Source organism: Faecalibacterium faecis (genome assembly GCF_040096475.1).
In the GTDB taxonomy this organism is placed as follows: Bacteria; Bacillota; Clostridia; order Oscillospirales; family Ruminococcaceae; genus Faecalibacterium; species Faecalibacterium taiwanense.
In genome coordinates this window covers 25,743-45,385 of record NZ_JBBMEP010000017.1, presented here as the reverse complement: position 1 = coordinate 45,385, position 19,643 = coordinate 25,743, and the positions used below count along the sequence as shown (strand labels likewise).

The window sequence follows — 19,643 nt, the reverse complement described above, 5'->3', positions numbered from 1 at the left end:
TTTATCCTTTTAGTCCTTTTTCGGCACCGGCATCTCGTAGCCGCAGCCTTCCTTTGCGCAATACAGCTTGGAGCCTTTGCGGAACATGGTGCTGCCGCACTTGGGGCACTTGGTGGGCACCGGCATGTCCCATGTCATAAAGTCGCAGTCCGGGTAGCGCTCGCAGCCATAATAGATGCGGCCCTTGGAGCTTTTGCGCTCCAGCATACGGCCTTTGCCGCACTTGGGGCAGATGCCGCCGGTATCCTTAACCAGCCGCTTTGTGCCCCGGCACTCCGGGAAGCCGCTGCAGGCCAAAAACTTGCCGTACTTGCCCACCTTGATGACCATGGGCCGGCCGCACAGGTCGCATACCTCACTGGAAGGCTCATCCGGCACCTTGACCTTCTTGCCTTCCATGTTCTTTTCGGCCTGCTCGAGGCTTGCCGCAAAGCCCTGGTAGAAGTCATCCACCGTCTTGTGCCAGTCAGCCTTGCCGCTCTCGATCTTATCCAGATTCTTTTCCATCTGGGCGGAGAAGTCCACATCCACGATGTGGGGGAACTGTTCCAGCATCAGGCCATCCACCGCCCGGCCCAGTAGGGTGGGCTTGAGCTTTTTCTGGTCGCGCTCCACATAGCCGCGGTCGATGATGGTGGTGATGATGGGCGCATAGGTGGAGGGACGGCCGATGCCGTTTTCTTCCAGTGCCTTGATGAGGGTCGCTTCGGTGTAGCGGGCGGGCGGCTGGGTGAACTTCTGCTCGCTCTTGAGGTCGCGCAGCTTCAGCACCTGACCCTGCTCCAGCGGAGGCAGGGCGGTCTCCTTCTTTTCCTTTTCGTCGGTGGCTTCCTCGTACAGGACGGTGAAACCGTCAAAGGTAACGGTATAGCCGCTGGCCTTGAAACGGTAGTCCGCCGCGCTGACCGTGACGGACACGGTGTCCTGCTGGCAGTCTGCCATCTGGCTGGCCATGAAGCGGCTCCAGATCATGCGGTAGAGCTTTGCGGTGTCGCCGCTGATGCTCTTGTCCACCTCGTCCGGTGTCAGGGACGGCACCGAGGGACGGATGGCCTCGTGGGCATCCTGTGCGGCAGTGGCGCTCTTGGTCTTCCATGTGCGCTTGTAGGGGCAGATATAGGCTTCACCGTAGGCCCCTGCGATATATTCCTTTGCGGCGGCAACGGCTTCATCCGAGATGCGCAGGCTGTCGGTACGCATGTAGGTGATCAGACCCATGGTGCCGTGGCCTGCAATGTCCACGCCTTCGTACAGGGTCTGGGCAGCGCGCATGGTACGGGTGGCCGTAAAGCCCAAGCGGCGGGATGCCTCCTGCTGCAGGGTACTGGTGATAAAAGCCGGAGTGGGCTGCTTTGCCCGCTTGCCCTTTTTCAGCTCTGCCACCACGTACTCGGCCCCTTCCAGACCCTTTTCAATGGCGCGGGCCTCGGCTTCGCTTTTGGGCAGCAGCTTTTTGCCGCTGGCATCGGTGGCCAGCCGGGCGGTAAAACTCTTGTGGCCTGCGCCGAGGGTGGCATCCACGTTCCAGTATTCATCGGGCTTGAAGCTCTCGATCTCCTTTTCGCGGTCATCGATCAGGCGCACGGCCACGCTCTGCACGCGGCCTGCGGAAAGGCCCCGGCGCACCTTGCGCCAGAGGAACGGGCTGAGCTTGTAGCCCACCAGACGGTCCAGCACACGGCGGGCCTGCTGTGCGTTGAACAGATCTTCGTCGATGGCGCGGGGATGGGCCATGCCCTCCTTCACGCCCTTTTTGGTGATCTCGTCAAAGGTCACGCGGTTCGGCTCGTGGGGGTCCAGCCCCAGAATGTTTGCCAGATGCCAGCTGATGGCTTCGCCCTCACGGTCCGGGTCGGTTGCCAGCAGCACGCCGTCTGCGTGTTTGGCCTTGCTCTTCAATTCCTTGATGAGCTTTTCCTTGCCTTTGATGCTGATGTACTGTGGGGCATAGCCGTGCTCCACATCGATGCCCAGCTGGGAAGCGGGCAGGTCACGGATATGGCCCATGCTTGCGGTGACCTCGTAATCATCGCCCAGATACTTGCCAATGGTTTTCGCCTTAGCAGGCGACTCCACGATAACCAGTTTCGCCATTCGAGTTTACTCCCATTTCAAATTTTCTTTCTTCTCTATCAGGAACGCACCGTGCAACTGCACAGTACGGGATTCTCTATTTTTATATCATACCACAGCTGTTGTGTGCTGCGCCAGCAGAAATTATACTATTTTATCACATACCGCTTGCCCGGCATGCACAGCACCCGGCCGGAAAGCTCCAGCTTCATCAGGGTGCCCAACAGCACCGCTGTGGGCAGGCCGCTGCGCACGCAAAGCTCCTCAATGCCAAGGGGCTGCGGCCCAATGCAGGAAAGCACCTTCCGCTCGTTCTCGCTCAGAGGCTCCGGCTGCTTTGCCGTCACCGCCGCTGCGCTCTGCCGGCGCAGGCCCAGCGGGCCAAGCAGGTCAGCAGCAGAACACACGGCACGCGCTCTGCCGTCCCGCAAAAGGCCGTTTGTGCCTGCGGAATTGGGCGAGTAGATGCTGCCTGGCACCGCGAACACCGGCTTGCCATAGCGTTCGGCGTGAGACACAGTGGACATGGTGCCGCTTTTTTCCTGCGCTTCCACCACCAGCAATGCAGAGCTGAGCGCCGCAATGAGCCGGTTGCGCTGCAAAAATCCATTTGGGCCAACGCCCTCACTGCGGGGCGGGTACTCACTGATCACGCAGCCCTTCTGCTCGATCTTGTGCCGCAGCACCACATTGGCCGCAGGATAGGTGCGGTCGATGGGCACGCCCATCACAGCAATGGTAGGGCAGTTGTTTTTGACAGCAGCGCGGTGCCCGGCGCTGTCCAGCCCGTCCGCAAGGCCGCTGACGATCAAAGCGCCGCTTTGGGCCAGTTCCCCGCCAATGTCCGCCGCTGCGTTCAAGCCGTATTCGGTAGGCTTGCGGCTGCCCACGATGCCCACCGCGCCCGGCTCGTTGAGCCAGAGCGGATCGCCGGTGCAGTAGAGCACCAGCGGCATATCCGGGATGCGGGAAAACGCCAGCGGATAGTCCGGGTCGTCAAACGGCAGGATGCGCACCCCCAGATCATCGCACCGCATCACCAGCGGGTGGTACTGTTCCGGGGCCAGCTGCTGCGCCCGCAGAGCTGCTGCCTCTCCCGCTGCAAGACGAAATTCTGCCGTATCACGAGCTTCCCATGCTTCCTGTGCACCGCCAAAGGCATCCAGCACACGGCCCGCGTGAACGCTGGCTGGGCCAAGCACATGGGCCAGCCACAGCCAGCACAGCAGCGGATCCGGGGCAGGCTCCGGCGGGAAAAGGCTGGTCTGCCCTGCAAGGCCGCTCATAGGCTTTCCTCCCGGAAATGCCACAGCAGGATGCTGCCCGCAATGCCGGCGTTCAGGCTTTCCACCCGGTCGGTCATGGGGATGCGCACCGTGCTGCTGCAGGCAGCAATGGTCTCATCGGTCAGGCCCTGACCCTCGCTGCCGATGACGACGCAGACGCCGCCGGGGCAGCTTGCCTGCGCCGCGCTCAGCGGCTGAGACTTGTACAGCGCGGCAGCAAGGCAGGTGATACCCTTTGCGCGCAGCTGGGTGATGGCATCGGGCATGGCACCGGCTTCGATTACCGGGATGCGCGCGGCGGCTCCCATGGAAGCCCGCAGGGTCTTGGGGGCCCACACGCTGGCACAGCCGTCGCTCAGGATCACACCGTCAAAGCCAAAGGCCGCAGCAGAGCGCAGCAGGGTGCCCACATTGCCGGGGTCCTGCACCCGTTCCAGCGCCAGATACCGCCCGCCCGCCTTCACTTCGTCCAGTGTGTGCACCGGGGTGCGGAACACGCCGAACACTCCCTGATGGGTGCCCACATCGGCCAGCTTATCGGCCACATGGTCTTCCACAAGGTAGTGTTCACCGGGCAGACCAGCAAGCTCCGGGCACTTTGCCATAGCGCTCTCCGTATAAAATAAGGTCTCCAGCTGCGCACCGCGGGCAAGTTCCGGGCAGAGCTTGCGGCCCTCGGCCAGAAAGCGGCCCTCGCTGCGGCGGAATGCCGCGCTGGAAGAAAGGCGGCAGGCGTATTTGATCTTTGCGTTTTCCCGGCTGGTGATTTTTTCGTCCATCGTGTGTATTCAACCTTTCGCTGTACTGTCGTTCAAAAAGTAGTCTGCCGTCTTGTTCAAAAAATGCAAAAAGGGCAGCGTCTGCCACAAAGTGTTCCTGCGGCAGGGCGCTGCCCTGAAAAACATGTTCCCCTGCCGTAAGAACCCCGGATACAAAACGGACGCCCGCGTATACGCGCGGGCGTCACGATTCAAGTTCCTAATCAGGCGTTCTTGACGGTCTCGACCAGAGCTGCAAAGCTCTTGGGATCGTTAATAGCCATCTCAGACAGCATCTTGCGGTTCAGCTCGATGCCAGCCTTCTTCAGACCAGCCATGAAGGTGGAGTAGTTCATGCCCAGAGGACGAACTGCGTTGTTGATGCGGCAGATCCACAGGTTGCGGAACTGACGCTTCTTCATGCGGCGGCCAGCCAGAGCGTAGTTGCCGCTCTTCATGACCTGCTGCTTGGCCATCTTAAAGTGCTTGCTCTTGCAGCCGTAGAAGCCCTTGGCCAGCTTCAGCATCTTCTTACGACGTTTGTGAGTCATGGTTGCGCCCTTGATACGTGCCATTTTTTATATCTCCTTTAGTTGTCTCAATAGAATGTGTTTGCCTGCGGCTCGCTCTTAGGCGTAGGGCAGCATGCTCTTGATGGTAGCTGCGTTGGTCTTATCAACGTAGCTGGGCTGACGGTAGCCACGGGTCAGCTTGGTGGTCTTCTTGGTCAGGATGTGGCTGCGGAATGCGTGGCCGCGCTTGATCTTGCCGTTCTTGGTCAGCTTAAAGCGCTTCTTAGCGCCGGAGTGCGTCTTCAGTTTCATCTTAGCCATTTTAGTTTCCTCCTAAAATTAGTCCTTATTGGGTTTCGGGATCAGCAGAATGGACATCGTGCGGCCCTCGAGCACCGGCGGCTTATCGGTGGATGCCTGAGGCAGAGCCTCGGCAAAACGTTTCAGCACGTCTGCGCCCAGAGCACTGTGCGCCATTTCACGGCCGCGGAAGCGGATCGAAACCTTAACCTTGTGGCCAGCTGCCAGGAACTTGGCAGTCTGGTTCAGCTTGGTATTGAAGTCGTTGGTGTCAATGTTGAGCGAAAGGCGGGTCTCTTTAACTTCGACCACCTTCTGGTTCTTCTTGGCTTCCTTCTCCTTCTTCTGCTGTTCAAAACGGTACTTGCCGTAATCCAGCACCTTGCACACAGGCGGAACAGCCTGCGGTGCGATCTTGACCAGATCCAGACCAGCATCTTCAGCAGCGCGCATGGCCACCTGAATGGACACAACGCCCTTCTGCTCGCCGTCTGCACCGATCAGACGGACCTCACGGTCACGGATCTGACCGTTGATCTCCAGTTCCTTCGACTTTCCAGCGGTAGCGATAATGAATGCACCTCCAAACAAAATCCATTTTGTTGCAATATTTGGCATAGAAAACGCGGCCGCCCATTTTCAGGACAGCCGCGCAAAAATTCACTCAAAGCCGCAGTCCACTCGTAATGAACTGCCTTCAGGTATAGCCCGGGGGATCTTTCCCTCGCAAGGCGAGCGCGGCACAGGCCGTAGCTGCTTTCTTTACTCGGTTATTCTACCACAGGCAGAAAGCGCTGTCAAGCACTTTTTATGCGTTTTGCGGGAAAAATATGACTTTTCCGAAAGGCAGGCCATCAGGGAGCAGCATCTGCCCGGGCATCGGTGCCGCCCACTCCGGCAGGATGACGCGAAGCCATGGTCTAAAGTGTAGGCTGCAATTAAAATCGACCAAAAAGCCTTAACGGGAAGTGCGAGGGCTTCTCACGCTGGATGGACTGGCGAGCGGAAGCAGGCCGGAGTGGGCGGCACCGACGTTCTCCTACGCTTCGATCAGCCTCCCCAGCTCCAGCGAGTAGATGCCCTTATACGTTACCTTCTTCGGCGCAAAGCGCTTATCGATGGCAAGAGCATAGAGGTTCAGCTGCGGGCGGTAGGCGCTCAGGAAGTCCGCTTCGGTCTTGCGGCGGTCGGTCTTGTAATCCAGCAGTTCCAGATGATCCGGGAACACCAGCACAAGGTCTGCAATGCCCTGCACCAGCACCTGCTCATCCTGCACGGCGGCGGCTTCCTGCGCGGAAGCTCCCTGTGCCGTCAGCACGGCCGACGCGGGCAGCGCCGTGATGAAGGCCAGCTCCCGCAGCACCTTTTCGGCTGCGCAGATCTTTGCAAAGGCTTCGCTCTCGGCAAAGCGGCGGATGCGGCCTGCATTGAGTTTTTCCGCAATTTCCGGGGCCACCAGCCGGGTGTCCACCTGCCGCTGGCGCTCTTCAAGGATGGCTTCCTCCAGCGTGCCCGCCGCTTTGGCAGCAGCAAGGGAGGCAAAGTCCGCATGTTCCAGAAAAGCGTGCAGAGCCGTGCCCATCTCGGCGGCAGTCAGGCCGTCTTTGGAGAGGAAAGCAGGGCGTTCCAGCGTGGTCTGCTCGGCCTTGTGCACGATGCTGGTCACGCTGACCTTGGCGGGCACCGCAGCCAGTTTTGCCGCCGGATACCGCCATGCAAAGCCCTCCTGCAGCTGAGCCACCAATGCCGGGTCTGCCGGGACAGGCTCTGCCGCTTCCGGTTCCTGTTCCGGTGTTTCCGGCTCCGGCTGAGCTTCCTGCACCGTGACCATGATCTCACTTTCCGTAAACACAAAGGGCAGTTCCAGATCTCCTGCCAGCCGCCGCAGCGGTCCGCCGAAGGGATGCACCAGCAGCGCTGCACGCAGCCAGTCGGCAAAGCTGCCCGCCTGCTGGTTCAGCGTTTCTCCCGCGCCCGCAGCAAGGAATGCTGCCGCCTTGGCAAAGGGATTGCCGGTCTTGGTCATGCCCAGCGGCACCGTGAGGATCAGCTTATCCTGTGCACGGGTGAGCGCCACATATAAAAGGCGCATCTGCTCGCTGCGCGTTTCCTGCGCATGGACGCTGGCAAGGGCTGCGTAGGCTGCAGTCTTGTACATGCTCTCGCCCTGTTCCGGGCGCAGGCGCAGGCCCGCGCCGTATTCCCGGTGCAGCAGCACCGGCTGGTAAGTGTCGCTCAGGTTGAAGTGCCGGGCCGTGTCGCCCACGAACACCACCGGGAACTGCAGGCCTTTAGAGCGGTGGATGGTCATAATGGTCACACAGCCAGGCCGCGCACCGCCGGGCACAGTGTCCTGCCCGGTAGAACCGGCCTGCGCCGCCGCGTCGATGGCACGCACCAGCGCCGAGATGCCGTTTGCACCGGTCTGTGCGCAGAAAGCCGCAAAGCGCCGGGCATCTTCCCGGCGGTGCGCACCGTTTTCCAGTACGCCCAGCGCAGCAAGATAGCCGGTGGAGACAAAGATCTCTTCCAGCAGCTGTTCTGCCGGGGCACTGCGGGCCATGCGCCGCAGTGCGGTGAGTCGGTCATAAAAGTCTTTCACCTTTTGGGTGAACGGAGTTTCATCACCATTCTGCACCACCTGCAGCACTGCGCCGTACAGACTCATGCGGGAAGCCCTTTTGCCCGTTTCCTTCGCGCCCTGTTCCTCCTGCGCCTTTTTCTGCATTGCGGCGCTCTGGGCACGCAGGCGTACAAGGTCGTCGTCCGTAAAGCCGAACATCGGCCCCAGCATGGCGGCGGCAAGGTAGATATCCTGCGCCGGGTTGTCGATGACCTTCAAAAGCGAGATCAGCGGCCGGATGTGCGCTGCTTCCATCAGGTTTTCGCGCGCATCCGCATACACCGGGATGCCCCGGGCCGTGAGCGCTTCCTCATAAGCGAGGAAGTCGCCGCGCGCCGCCAGCAGGATGCAGCAATCCTCGTACTGCACCGGGCGGGTGGAGCTGCCGTCCCGCACTGGTTCGCCGTTTTTCACCAGTTCTTCAACGCGCTGGGCGATCCACGCCGCGTCGGTCTCAGCGGTGTCGTCGGGCAGGAAGTGCGCTTCCACACTGCCGGCGTATTCGCCGGGTGCACCGCACACCAGCCGCTGGCCGTCGCCGTAAGCCGTATCGCCCAGCTGGGGGGTCATGAGCTGTTCAAAGATAAAGTTGATGCCTGCCACCACCTGCGGGGCGGAGCGGAAGTTCGCATCCAGCGCCAGCAGAGCGTTTCCGCCTGCCGTACCCCCCTCCGGGCGGGGGCGGGCAGTGCCGCTGGGCAACGGTGCCCATGCGTTCAGCTTAGCCCGGAAGATGCTTGGGTCGGCCTGACGGAAGCGGTAGATGCTCTGCTTCAGGTCGCCCACAAGGAACAGGTCATCCCCCGCCGGGGAAGCAAGACAGCGGTAAATGGCATCCTGCAAAGCGTTGGTGTCCTGATATTCGTCCACCATCACGGCGGCATAGCTCTGCCGGATGCTCTGGCACAGCGGGGTGCACACGCCATCCGGTGTGCGCAGCAGCCGCAGGGCCTGATGCTCAAAATCGCTGAATTCCAGCAGCTTGCGTTCCTTTTTCTTTGCCGAGAAGCGGGCATCAAAATCCCGCACGGCGGCAAACAGCGCCCGCAGCCGGGGCAGGGCCGCTCTGCGGTCGGCTTCGGCTTCCTCCTCGCTGCAGGAGACAAGCTCCGTAATGTGCTCAAACAGCTTGGCAGCTTCGTCTGCGCGGGTTCTGACCGCCGCCTTATGATCGCCGGTCAGCCGTTTTTTCATGCCCTTGAAGCCGGGTATCTCCTCCATGCCCAGCACATAGGGTGTCAGCTTATCGTACAGCGGTGTCCACTGCCCTGCCGCAGCCAGCCGTTCCACCTCGCCCAGCAAGGCGGCGGCGCTTTCCAGCCGGGAGAGCGGCTCTGCAAATTTATCGTTGACACCGGCCACGGCCTTTGCCTTGGAAGCAGCGGTCTTGCCTTTTTCCTCGGCCTGTGCCTGTGCAAGGACAAAGTCTTCCTTACAGTCTGCCAGCGCTGCCGTCAGCAGTTCCCGCGCGGCCTTTGCGCAGCGGGCCGCCTCCGCCAGCAGCAGGTCATGCCAGCAGGTAAAAGCAAAGCCGTTTTCCCGCTGCCATGGTGTCAGATATTCGTCCAGCCTGCGGTCGTAGTCCGGCAGAGCGCGCAGAAAATCGTACACATGCAGGATGGTATTGCCTGCGGCCTGATCGGTGCGGCCCTTTCCGTAAAGGTCTGCAAAGGCACAGAAGTCCGGGTCGCGGTAGGCATTTTCCAGCGTTTCGGCCAGCGCCGAAGCCCGCAGCACCTCCACGCTGCCGGGGTCTGCCGGGGCAAAGTCCGGCGGGATGTCCAGTGCCTGAAAGTGCTTGTGCAGCAGGTCCAGACAGAACGCGTCAATGGTGCAGATGGGTGCGCGCTGCAAAAGCATCCGCTGGCGGCGCAGGCTCGTGTTGTGGGGCTGCTGTTGGCTGAGCCGCAGCAGTGCCTGCCCGATGCGTGCCCGCAGCTCTGCCGCCGCCGCATTGGTAAAGGTGACGATGAGCAGTTTGTCCGCATCCACCGGGTGGTCCGGATCGGTGATGAGCCGCACGGCGCGTTCGGTCAGCACGGCTGTTTTGCCGCTGCCCGCCGCTGCGCTCACCAGCAGCGCACCACCCCGGTCCTCAATAGCAGCGCGCTGGGCCGGAGTCCATTTGGGTTCACTCATGCCTGCTCACCTTCCTTCTCGTTCTCAGTCTCTTCCGGCTCAAAGGGCTTGGCCGGGGCCTCCAGCGCCCGCTCGCCGATGCCGGTCTCGTGGCAGCAGATAAAGCTGTAGTCGCACCAGACGCAGGGGTTCCTGCCCGCCCCGGCCACCAGCGGTTCCGCAGCGATCTGCCCATCGTAAAGCTGCTGGCCCATCTGGGTGACAAGATCATCCAGATGCAGCTGGATGCGGTTGAGCTTTGCAATATCGGCACGCTTATCCTTCTGGCTGGGGCTGGGTACACCGTTGCGGTAGCCAAAGGGCAGGTAGCGGCCCGTCTCATCCGCATCCATGGCATCGAACACCTTCTGCTCGTCCCTCACAAGGCCGTCCAGCTCGTACTGCACGTCCTGCTGTGCCTGCTGGCGGTTGGTGGTCTTGGGGGCCGGGTCTGCCAGCAGATACAGCACGCCTGCCGGTTCCGCACCGGTAAAGCGGCCGCTCTTATCCCGCGTCAGGCTGAACAGATACAAAAGCATCTGGCAGTCCAGCCCGCAGTAGACCTCTTTCAGGTTCAGTTTTTTGGTGCCGGTCTTATAGTCCACCACCCGCACCCAGCGGGTGCCGTTTTCCTCCACCCACTCGTCGGCGCGGTCCACCGTGCCCACCAGCTGCACGGTGCGCCCGTCCGAGAGATGATACACCTGCCCGGGCACGGCGTCCTCCCCGGAGCCGATGCGCAGCTCACAGGCTGCCGGGTGGAAGCAGGACTGCTTCTGTTCGTCCCGCAGGTAGCACAAAAGGCTTGTCATGCTTTTTTTGAGCCGCGAGAGCAGATAGGCGAACCGGGCCGTATCCTCCGGCAGATAGCGCTTTGCATATTCGTCCACCAGCAGGCTGGCAAGCTCTGCCATGGCATCATCGTCCAGCTCCAGAAATGGGGCCAGCCCGGCGCAGGGATTATCCGCATCCGGGTGCGGGTCCAGCGCCATCTGCAGCACCCAGTGCATCAGGGTGCCGCTCTGGTCGGCAGAAAGCTCGGCCCGTCTGCGGGGCTTCAGGCCCAGCACATACTGCAAAAAATAGCCATACCGGCAGGTATAGTATTTTTCCAGCTGGCTGGGCGAAATGCGCAGCCGCTGCCCCAGCAGGCCGCTCAGCGCGGGGAGATCGTTCACCTGCCGGGGCGGTTCCTCCTCCATGCGGCGCAGCAGAGCAAGGCCCCGGGGCGCATCCGTCTGCGGCAGACGCAGCGCCTCAGTCAGGCTGGCGCGTTCCGTGTCGGTCAGCGGCCAGCCGCCCAGCGTATCCAGTGCATCGGCGGGGGTGGCTGCAAGGTCGGGAAGCTCCAGCTCCGGTGCCGCCGGGTGCAGGGCTTCCACGATGGGTTCCAGCGCTGCGCACAGGGTCTTGCCCTGCCCCTTGGGCCAGCTGAGCCACAACCCCTTTGCCGGTGCGGTGAGGGCTTTGTAAACGCACACCTGCTCGCGCACCACGCGGTTCTCAAAGCAGTCCGGCAGATCGATCTGCTTTGCCATCAGAACATCGCGGTCGGCGTGGGTCAGAAGGCCCGTCTCGGACGGTGCACAGGGAAATTCGCCCTCTGCAAGGCCCAGCACGAACACATAGTCCGGCGCGTCCAGACGCATTTTGCCCGCGCTTGCCAGCACCACGGCATCCAGCGTCTGCGGGATGTGCCCAAGGTCCGAAGAGCGCAGCAGCAGGCTGAACAGGTCCTCATATTCTGCAAAGGTCACACCCTGCCCGCCCAGCAGGTGGGCCATCTCGTTGAGCAGCTGCATCACCACGTTCCACTCGCGGGCCACTTCCTCTGCCGCCGGGATGCCCCGGGCAGTGCGGACGGCTTCCACCAGCGCTGCCTGCTGCTCTTCTGCACCCAGCTTTTTCAGGCAGAAATACAGTTCCCGGCTGATCTGTTCGGCGCTGCCGCCCCGCACCTTGCTGCGCAGTTCGTCCACGGCTGTTACCAGCAGCTGGCGGGCAGTCTCGGCATCCTCCAGCGTTTTTGCATCCTCATCGGACAGTTCATTTTCGCCGAAGCCCTTGGGGCTTTTCTCAAATTTTGTGCGCCATGCCGCCGCATTGGGTGACCAGGTATAGGCATAGTTTTCCAGCGCGCAGACCTGCGGCTCGGTCAGAGCGCACAGGCCGGTCTTGGCAAGAATGGTCAGGTTTTCGGTCATATCCGCACCGCGCAGCAGTGCCAGCAGTGCACGCACCGCCGTAGCCGGGGCGCTGAACTCCGGGGTGGTGGGTTCATCGCAGTAAAGCGGGATATCTGCCATGCGGAACTCGTACCGGATGGCCGCACGGTAATCCGGGATATTGCGGCAGACCACGGCCATTTTGCTGCAGCGCACGCCCTGCCGCATCAGGCGGCGGATGGCCGCAGCGGTGCAGCGGGCTTCCTCTTCCCGGCTGGCAGCGGCAAACAGCCGCACCTCCGGCGCAGCGGGCGGCACCTCACAGGTGCCAGTCTCCAAAAGCTCTGTCACAGCCGCAAGGCCGGGTGCATCCTTATGGCGCAGGTCGCGGCGCAGCAGCTCCGGCACTGCCGCATCAGCACCGTTTTTGCGGGCCAGCTGCCGCAGCTGTGCGGCCACCTGCTTTGCGCCGGAAAAAAGCCCCATATCCCCCGGCACCATGGGCGCACCGTCGTCGCACAGGGCCACCGTGACGGTGGGCAGCGCCGCCAGCATCGCGCCCATCAGCCGCTTTTTGGGTGCGTTGAAGGTATCGAACTCGTCAATGAACACTTCCCGCTCCCGCAGAAAGTCCGGCAGTTCGCCCCGGGCAAGAGCGGCTTCCAGCCGGTCAGCCGCCAGCTCCAGCCGGTCGGCGGGGTCCATGCCGGTGCCCGCCAGCAGCGTTTCGTACCCCTGAAAAATCAGTGCCAGCTCGCTCAGCTTGCCGCTTTCCGGCCCGCAGTCCGGCGCAAGCTCTGCCAGCTGTGCGCCGGAAAGGCCGGCACTTTTCAGCTCGTCGATGGTCTGGGCCGCCATCTGGCAGAAGGCCGCACTGCGGCGGTGGCGGTAGTAGTAATGCACATGATCCTGCAGCTCTTCCAGCGCGCGGCGCACCAGCACGGCGCGGCCCGCGTCCGAAAGGGTCTGCACCGCCGCGCCGCCCTCGGCAGAGAGGATGCGCTCGGCCAGACTGGTAAAGGAAAAGCTTTCCACCATGCCGGAAAGAGCATCGCCCAGTTCCCGGTAGATGCGGCCCTCCGTGCTGGAAGTGAACTGTTCCGGCACCAGAAGGATGCTGCGCCGGCCTGCCTCGGCCCGGGCACGGATGCGAGAATAGAGCAGCGTCGTTTTGCCGCTGCCGGAGCCGCCTAAAACCAGTTTGAGCATGGGGCACTTCCTCCTAAAAAAACGATCTTTGTTTATTGTAACACGAAAATCCTCTCAAAAAAAGTGTGATTCTCTACCCTTTAGCCTGCAGCTGTGGTACACTTGAACCGACAAACTTTTCCACACAAGAGAGGAAGCCTGTATGAAAATTTTAGCTGTTGACTACGGCGACAGCCGCACCGGCCTTGCCACCTGTGACCGCACCGAGTTCCTTACAACGGCCATCACCCCGCAGATCACCCTGAAAGCCCGCAACAAGGTGGCGGCACGGGTGTGCGAAGTGGCCAAGGAGATCGGAGCCGAGCTGATCGTGATCGGCCTGCCGCTGAACATGGATGGTACCGAGGGCGAACGCGCCATCAAGAGCCGCAAGCTGGCAAAGACGGTCGAGATCTGGAGCGGCCTGCCGGTACGCATGTGGGACGAGCGCCAGACCACCTGCGCCGCCGCCGACATTCTGGACGAAAGCGGCACCTTTGGCACAAAGCGCAAGGAGATCCTGGATTCGGTCAGCGCCACCGTTATTCTGGACGATTATCTTGCATGGCGGAAGGAACATCCGGGGGAAATCTGATTCAACTCCTTCCGTCATCGCTGGCGCGATGCCACTGCTCCCCTTTTTGTCACTTGCGTGACATCTTCCCCCGGCCGGGGGAAGTCTTTCTCATTGAGGGAGGCTCTGGCGAAAAGGAAAACTTTGCCGCACTGCCAAGGGCTCCCTCTTTGAGGGAGCTGTCGCCACAGGCGACTGAAGGAGTTATAAAAAAGGCACCCGCAGTTTTGAACGCTGCGGGTGCCTTTTGGTTCACTGATAGGTCTCGATGCTCACGCTGTTGATGGTGATGTCCTCACGGGGCTTCTGGTTTTCGTCCACGGCGGTCTGGCCGATGGCATCCACCACGTCCATGCCCTCGTACACCTGCCCCAGCACGGTATCGGTGTAGTCAAGATAAGGCGCGCCGCCGGCGGTCTGATAGGCCGAAACCACCTCTGCGCGGTAGCCCGCGCTGTTCATCTGGTCCACAAGCTCCTGCGTCACCGACTGGTCTCCCGGCAGCGTCTGCATCACGTAAAAAACGCTGGCGCACTCGCCGGAAGCATCGGTGCCCATACACAGGGCACCGGAATAATGGTGCAGGTTGTCGGTGGTCTCAGCCGGGTAGCGGCTGCCGTTCCAGATGGTACTGCCCCTGCCGTCGGCCCCCTGCCCGGCCTCCACCACAAAGCCGCTCTCCACGCGGGAGAAGGTCAGGCCGTTGTAGTAGCCTGCCTGCACAAGGCCCGCAAAGTTATCATAGGCCTGCGGGGCCTTGTCCGGGAAAAGCACCGCCTTGAACACGCCTGCCGAGGTATCGAACACCGCAATGGTGTCCCCCGCCGCAGGGTGGGCAAACTGCAGCTCTGCCGATTCCACTGCCGGGCGGTCGATCTTCTGGACTGTACTGCCGCCGCTGCCTTTGCCAAAGTGCAGAAAGCTCCCGGCACTGCAGCCCGTCAGCACCAGCGCCGCTGCCAGCACAAACGCCGCCCATCTTTTTTTATGCATCATTTCCGCCCACGCTCCATACTCTATAGTAACCTGCACGGCACACCGTGCACAGAAGATTCAGAGGATAGTATATCATATTCTTCCGCAGAGTGCGAGAGCAAATGCGTGAAAATTTGCTGCACAATTTCTGTGCGAAAAAGCATCTTGACGAGCAGGCAAAAAAACGCTACACTATATGCAGGCCAAGCGGGCGGCACACAAACAGCCCGTTTTATGACACGATACAGGAGACAATATCTATGTCTGACGAAATCAAGAACCCTAATACCGAAGAAGATCAGCCCGACCTGATGACCCTGGAGGATGAGGACGGCAACGAGATCACATTTGAAGTGATCGATGCGCTGGACCACAAGGGTGTGCATTATCTGGCTGCTGTGGAATACGCCGAGACCGAAGAGGAAGCTGAGAATGCTCAGCTGGTCATTCTGAGCGTTGGCGAAGACGATGAAGGCGAATATCTGGATGTCGTGGACGACGACGAGCTGTTGCTGGAGCTGGGCAAGCTGTTTGAAGAGCGCCTGAGCGACGAGTACGACATCGAAGAATAATTCCAGACAAATTACCCGGCAAAACTTCCTGCCCGGCTCGATTTGTTGCGGTTTATATGATCCTACTAATCATTCAACGGGAGCTTGGAGTTCCCCGGTGGATTGCAGACCTCCCCGTCATGGGTCGACCATGAAGGCTCGATGAGGAAGCGCGAACCCGGAGACAGGGCACCCACCTGTCCGTAAGGGTAGGTTTGATTGACCGCAGACGACCGGGCGGGATCTTTTTATAGCAATCCATCCACCTCTGTCCTCTGCACTTTCTGCAGAGATGCAGTGTGTGGATTTTTTATTATCTTGAAAGGATGTGCATTGCGGCATGAAGTCAGAACATCTGGTGGGCACCTCCATCCCCCGCTTTACCTTTGATACCCCCACCACACCGGGCAATGATTTTTACAAGCTGTGCGAAGGGGAGCACCCTCTGGTCATGATCTTCCTGCCTGCCTTTGACCACCCTGTCACGCGGGAATATCTGACCCGCTACCTGCAGACCCTGCCCAGACTGCGCGGCGTGCGGCTGGCCTGCGTGGTGCGTTCCTCGCCCCGCATGGTGGCAAAGGCCACACAGGGGGCCGAGTTTCCCTTCACCCTCATCTGCGACGCGCCGGGGGTGCTGTACGGCTACCTTGGCGTAGAACAGGCCCGCGGCATCCTGAGCTGGAGCTTTGCGGCCCAGCGCATCTACAAAGCGGCCAAAGAGCAGGGCTACCGCTACAACAGCAATGCTCCGCAGCAGCTGCCGCTGACGCTGGTGGTGGGCCACATGGGTAAGATCCTGTTTACCCACTCCGGCCGCAGCCAGACCGACCTGCCGGAGGACTGCGCCGCCATCCGCGAGATCACCCGCGAGGTGGTGCGCACCATGGCCGAGGACCAGCGGCGTGCACACCCCCACTGCTCCGACGAGACGCTCACCCTGCCGGATCTGGTAGGCTGGGATGATCTTGACGGAAGCAGTAATTGAGTCAACAAGCAAAAGCACCTGCAGAATCAACCGCAGGTGCTTTTGTTTTAGCGAGCTCGCCCTCTCCGTCTTTGCTTCGCAAATCCACCTCTCCCAAAGGGAGAGGCCTTGGCATAACGATGAAGTCCGCACTGACTGCCAAAGGCTCCCACTTTGGGGGAGCTGGCGCGTCAGCGCCTGAGAGGGCGAGGCCGCTTTCAATTTTCAGAACTATCGTCCGAAAACAGCCCCGGGATGCCGCACAGGGCTGCGATGCCCACCAGCGTGAACACGATGCGCGACCAGATGGATGCGCTGCCGCCCAGCAGCCAGCCCACAAAATCGAATTGGAACAGCCCCACAAGGCCCCAGTTGATGCCGCCCACGATCATTAAGATCAGACAGATTTTATAAAAGGTCTGCACAAAAAAGACCTCCTTCCTTTGCGGGCAGTATGCCCCGTGGGAAGGAGGTCTATGCATTTTTATCGGCTCACCCGTGCGCCGCCGCGGTCAGGCTGCGCCACGTACACCTGCTTCCAGCGCCGCTTTGCGGCCTGTGCAGCAGCCCGTGCGGCCCCTTCGTCCCGGAATACGCCGAACACCGCCGCACCGCTGCCGGTCATCAGGGCGGTGACAGCGCCATGCTCCCGCAGCAGGGCCTTGATGGCCCCGGTATCCTTTGCTCCGCTGCACTCTTCCAGCGCATTGCCGGCGGCGGCACAAAGGGCATCCAGATCTCCGGCACGGATAGCGGCTTCCTGCGCTCCGCAGTCCGGGTGGATGCTGCTGCCCACCCGGTCATAGGCCGCAAAGGCCTCCGGGGTGGAAACGCCGTAGTCCGGCATCACCACCGTGAACCAGCACTCCGGCACCGGCGGCAGCGCTTTGAGAAAATCGCCCACACCCTGCACCCGGCAGGTGCCGCCCATCAGGGCAAAGGGCACATCCGCACCGATCTTTGCGCCCAGCGCGCACAGCTCACTCATGGAAAGGTGCGCACCGTACAGCTCGTTCATGCCCACCAGAACAGCGGCGGCATCGGCACTGCCGCCCGCCATGCCCGCCCGCACCGGGGTATTTTTATAGATTGTGATGTCCACGCCCGCCAGAAGACCGGTGTAGTCAAAAAAGGCCAGCGCTGCCTTGATGGCAGTGTTTTTGTTATTGGGGGCCACCAGACTGCCCGGCAGACGCAGGTTCAGGTAGGGGCTGCGGCGCAGCACCACCCGCTCGTACAGGGTGATGGCCTGCATGGTCATGTCCAGATCATGGTAGCCGCCCGGCAGAAGGCCCACCACGTCCAGCGCCAGATTGAGCTTTGCGGGGGCCAGAATGGTCACGCAGTTCAGCCTTGCCATTTGTTCCTCCTCAGATGCCGTGATAGATGCTGTTTTCCTGCAGGAATTCCCGGATGCGCCGGAGCGCTTCCTTCAGATGCTCCACGCTGTAGGCGTAGGAAATGCGGGCGTAGCCTTCGCCGGAAGCGCCAAAGGCGTCGCCGGGGATGATGGCCACATGCTTCTGTTCCAGCAGCTTCGTGCAGAAATCCTGACTGCTCATGCCCGTGCTCTTGATGCAGGGGAAGGCGTAGAACGCGCCGCGCGGCTCAAAGCAGGTCAGGCCCATATCGTTAAAGGACTTCACCACAAGGCGGCGGCGCATATTGTACTCGTCGCGCATGCGGTCGATCTCGCCGTCGCACTCCTTCAGAGCAGTGATGGCGGCGTACTGGCTGGTGGTGGGAGCGCTCATGATGGCGCTCTGGTGGATCTTGGTCATGATCCGGATGATGGGTGCCGGGCCGCAGGCATAGCCCAGACGCCAACCGGTCATGGCGTAAGTCTTGGAGAAGCCGTTCACCACGATGGTGCGCTCGGCCATGCCGGGCAGGGTGGCAATGGAAACATGAGGCCGCAGGCCGTAGTTCAGCTCGGCGTAGATCTCATCCGAGAGCACCATGATGTTGGTGCCGCGCAGCACCTCTGCAACGGCTTCCAGATCCTCGCGCTCCATCACCGCACCGGTGGGGTTGTTGGGAAACGGCATGATGAGCAGCTTTGTCTTGGGGGTGATGGCTGCTTTCAGCGCATCGGCACGCAGGCGGAACTCGTCCTCCTGACGGCAGGCCACATGCACCGGCACACCGCCGGACAGGGTGGTGATGGGCTCGTAGCACACAAAGCAGGGCTCCGGGATGATGACCTCGTCCCCGGGCTGCACCAGCGTGCGGATGCACATATCAATGGCTTCGCTGCCGCCCACCGTGATGAGCACCTCGTGCAGCGGGTCGTAGTGCAGGCCCATGCGGCGTTCCAGATACTTTGCCACCTCGGCGCGCAGCTCCTTCAGGCCTGCGTTGGAGGTGTAGCGGGTGCGGCCATGTTCCAGACTCTCAATGCCGGCTTCGCGCACAGCCCATGGCGTTTTGAAGTCCGGCTCGCCCACGCCCAGACTGATGCACTCGGGCATTTCGGCAGCCAGATCGAAAAATTTGCGGATGCCGGAGGGGCGCATGGCCTCAGCGGCAGGCGCGATCAGTTTATCGTAGTCCATCACAGCACCGTGCACTCTCTTTCATCGATTTCTTCGTCCTGATACAGGCGGCCCTCCTTTTTATAGGTGCGCAGCACAAAATGGGTGGCGGTGGACAGCACATCGTCCAGCGGAGAAAGGCGCTTTGCCACGAACAGAGCGATCTCCTGGAAGGTCTGGCCCTTGATCACCAGCTGCAGGTCGTAGCCGCCGCTCATCAGCAGCACGCTCTCCACCTCGTCAAAGGCGGCAATGGTGGCTGCGATCTCGTCAAAGCCGCGGCTCTTCTTGGGGCTGACGTTCAGCTCGATGACGGCCTCCACACGGTTGACCCCGGCCTTTTCCCAGTCCACGAGGGTCTTGTAGCCCTTGATGATGCCCTGCGCCCGGGCCAGATCGATCATGGCCGCCACCTCGGCGGGGGATTTATTCAGCATCGTGGCGATATCCTCAATGGGCAGCCGCGCATTGTCTTCCAGGATCTTCAAAAGCTGTTCCATAGTATTTTGCTCCTTCTCAGCCCGTAATCGGGAAATAAATTATCTATAAGTATAGCACAAGCTGTAAAAGATTGCACCCAATTTTTGGGATAGAATGTCTTTTTCCCCTCGTGTCTGTTCTTTTTTACAAAAAGTGTGTTCAAATTTTGCCAAATCTGCTATACTGGAAGAGTAAGAGTGTGCCGGAACGCTTGCGGCACCGTTCATCAAAAGGAAAACGAGGGTGGAAACGATGAAAGCATTCATTACCGTCATTGGTCACGATACCGTGGGCGTTGTTGCCAAGGTCGCTGGTCTGTGCACCGAACTGAATATCAATATCGAGGACGTGACCCAGAGCATCCTGCAGGGCATGTTCGCCATGATCATGCTGGTGGATATCAGCAACTGCAATGTGAGCCACGAAGAGCTGCACAAGCGTACCGACGCGCTGGCTGCCGAGATGGGCATGCAGATCAATGTTACCCGTCAGGAAGTTTTTGATGCCATGCACACCATCTGATGGAGGGAGTACACAGC

At 60.9% G+C, this 19,643-nt stretch carries 17 protein-coding genes and 1 other RNA gene; 5 read left to right on the top strand and 13 right to left on the bottom strand.

Annotation, left to right across the window (positions count from 1 at the left end):
- Positions 1–9: 9 nt before the first annotated feature.
- The 8 genes from topA to WMO17_RS09745 form a co-directional block, all read right to left on the bottom strand.
- Positions 10–2,094 (bottom strand): type I DNA topoisomerase, encoded by a 2,085-nt coding sequence (gene topA, locus WMO17_RS09780; RefSeq protein ID WP_097781621.1) that lies wholly within the window; start codon positions 2,092–2,094, stop codon positions 10–12.
- 128 nt (positions 2,095–2,222) lie between these two features.
- Positions 2,223–3,359 carry a DNA-processing protein DprA gene (gene dprA, locus WMO17_RS09775; protein ID WP_097775256.1) on the bottom strand — a complete coding sequence of 379 codons (1,137 nt, stop codon included), beginning with the start codon at positions 3,357–3,359 and terminating at the stop codon, positions 2,223–2,225.
- Positions 3,356–4,138, bottom strand: coding sequence for a TrmH family RNA methyltransferase (locus WMO17_RS09770; RefSeq protein ID WP_097781620.1), 783 nt, complete (start codon positions 4,136–4,138; stop codon positions 3,356–3,358). The genes dprA and WMO17_RS09770 overlap by 4 nt, the downstream gene beginning before the upstream one ends.
- A gap of 203 nt (positions 4,139–4,341) precedes the next feature.
- Positions 4,342–4,692 (bottom strand): 50S ribosomal protein L20, encoded by a 351-nt coding sequence (gene rplT, locus WMO17_RS09765; protein WP_005928218.1) that lies wholly within the window; start codon positions 4,690–4,692, stop codon positions 4,342–4,344.
- A 54-nt stretch (positions 4,693–4,746) separates the two neighbouring features.
- Complete coding sequence (gene rpmI / locus WMO17_RS09760) at positions 4,747–4,950, bottom strand: 50S ribosomal protein L35 (protein WP_005928215.1); 204 nt, start codon at positions 4,948–4,950, stop codon at positions 4,747–4,749.
- 18 nt (positions 4,951–4,968) lie between these two features.
- On the bottom strand, positions 4,969–5,547 hold the full coding sequence (infC, locus tag WMO17_RS09755; protein WP_005944384.1) for a translation initiation factor IF-3: 579 nt from the start codon (positions 5,545–5,547) through the stop codon (positions 4,969–4,971).
- Between the two features lie 421 nt (positions 5,548–5,968).
- Positions 5,969–9,691 (bottom strand): UvrD-helicase domain-containing protein, encoded by a 3,723-nt coding sequence (locus WMO17_RS09750; protein ID WP_349137977.1) that lies wholly within the window; start codon positions 9,689–9,691, stop codon positions 5,969–5,971.
- A complete protein-coding gene (locus tag WMO17_RS09745; protein ID WP_349137976.1) occupies positions 9,688–13,044 on the bottom strand; it encodes a PD-(D/E)XK nuclease family protein in 3,357 nt (1,118 codons plus the stop codon). Before WMO17_RS09745 ends, WMO17_RS09750 begins: the two co-directional genes overlap by 4 nt.
- A gap of 142 nt (positions 13,045–13,186) precedes the next feature.
- On the opposite strand from WMO17_RS09745, the gene ruvX reads away from it, so the two are divergent.
- Entirely contained in the window at positions 13,187–13,618 is a 432-nt protein-coding gene (gene ruvX, locus WMO17_RS09740; RefSeq protein ID WP_044954016.1) for a Holliday junction resolvase RuvX, read from the top strand.
- 231 nt (positions 13,619–13,849) lie between these two features.
- Here the strand turns inward: ruvX and WMO17_RS09735 are convergent, their stop codons facing one another.
- Positions 13,850–14,593 carry a peptidylprolyl isomerase gene (locus tag WMO17_RS09735; RefSeq protein WP_349137975.1) on the bottom strand — a complete coding sequence of 248 codons (744 nt, stop codon included), beginning with the start codon at positions 14,591–14,593 and terminating at the stop codon, positions 13,850–13,852.
- A gap of 239 nt (positions 14,594–14,832) precedes the next feature.
- Between WMO17_RS09735 and WMO17_RS09730 the strand changes: the two genes are divergently transcribed.
- The 3 genes from WMO17_RS09730 to WMO17_RS09720 all read left to right on the top strand — a co-directional run bounded on the left by WMO17_RS09730 (position 14,833) and on the right by WMO17_RS09720 (position 16,111).
- Entirely contained in the window at positions 14,833–15,144 is a 312-nt protein-coding gene (locus WMO17_RS09730) for a DUF1292 domain-containing protein (RefSeq protein WP_044954017.1), read from the top strand.
- Between the two features lie 22 nt (positions 15,145–15,166).
- Positions 15,167–15,371, top strand: a non-coding RNA gene (ssrS, locus tag WMO17_RS09725) — 6S RNA.
- A gap of 92 nt (positions 15,372–15,463) precedes the next feature.
- Positions 15,464–16,111 carry an AhpC/TSA family protein gene (locus WMO17_RS09720; RefSeq protein ID WP_044954019.1) on the top strand — a complete coding sequence of 216 codons (648 nt, stop codon included), beginning with the start codon at positions 15,464–15,466 and terminating at the stop codon, positions 16,109–16,111.
- A gap of 197 nt (positions 16,112–16,308) precedes the next feature.
- On the opposite strand, the gene WMO17_RS09715 is transcribed toward WMO17_RS09720, so the two are convergent.
- The 4 genes from WMO17_RS09715 to WMO17_RS09700 are packed head-to-tail and all read right to left on the bottom strand — an operon-like array spanning position 16,309 to position 19,124.
- Positions 16,309–16,515 carry a DUF378 domain-containing protein gene (locus WMO17_RS09715; protein WP_143405596.1) on the bottom strand — a complete coding sequence of 69 codons (207 nt, stop codon included), beginning with the start codon at positions 16,513–16,515 and terminating at the stop codon, positions 16,309–16,311.
- A 59-nt stretch (positions 16,516–16,574) separates the two neighbouring features.
- The gene (gene ispE / locus WMO17_RS09710) at positions 16,575–17,450 is read right to left on the bottom strand and encodes a 4-(cytidine 5'-diphospho)-2-C-methyl-D-erythritol kinase (protein ID WP_154259295.1); all 876 of its coding nucleotides are present in this window, start codon (positions 17,448–17,450) and stop codon (positions 16,575–16,577) included.
- 10 nt (positions 17,451–17,460) lie between these two features.
- Positions 17,461–18,645, bottom strand: coding sequence for a pyridoxal phosphate-dependent aminotransferase (locus tag WMO17_RS09705; protein WP_154259293.1), 1,185 nt, complete (start codon positions 18,643–18,645; stop codon positions 17,461–17,463).
- Positions 18,645–19,124, bottom strand: coding sequence for an Lrp/AsnC family transcriptional regulator (locus WMO17_RS09700; protein WP_005935606.1), 480 nt, complete (start codon positions 19,122–19,124; stop codon positions 18,645–18,647). Before WMO17_RS09700 ends, WMO17_RS09705 begins: the two co-directional genes overlap by 1 nt.
- A gap of 232 nt (positions 19,125–19,356) precedes the next feature.
- On the opposite strand from WMO17_RS09700, the gene WMO17_RS09695 reads away from it, so the two are divergent.
- Positions 19,357–19,626 carry an ACT domain-containing protein gene (locus WMO17_RS09695; RefSeq protein ID WP_005944416.1) on the top strand — a complete coding sequence of 90 codons (270 nt, stop codon included), beginning with the start codon at positions 19,357–19,359 and terminating at the stop codon, positions 19,624–19,626.
- The last annotated feature ends 17 nt before the right edge of the window (positions 19,627–19,643 follow it).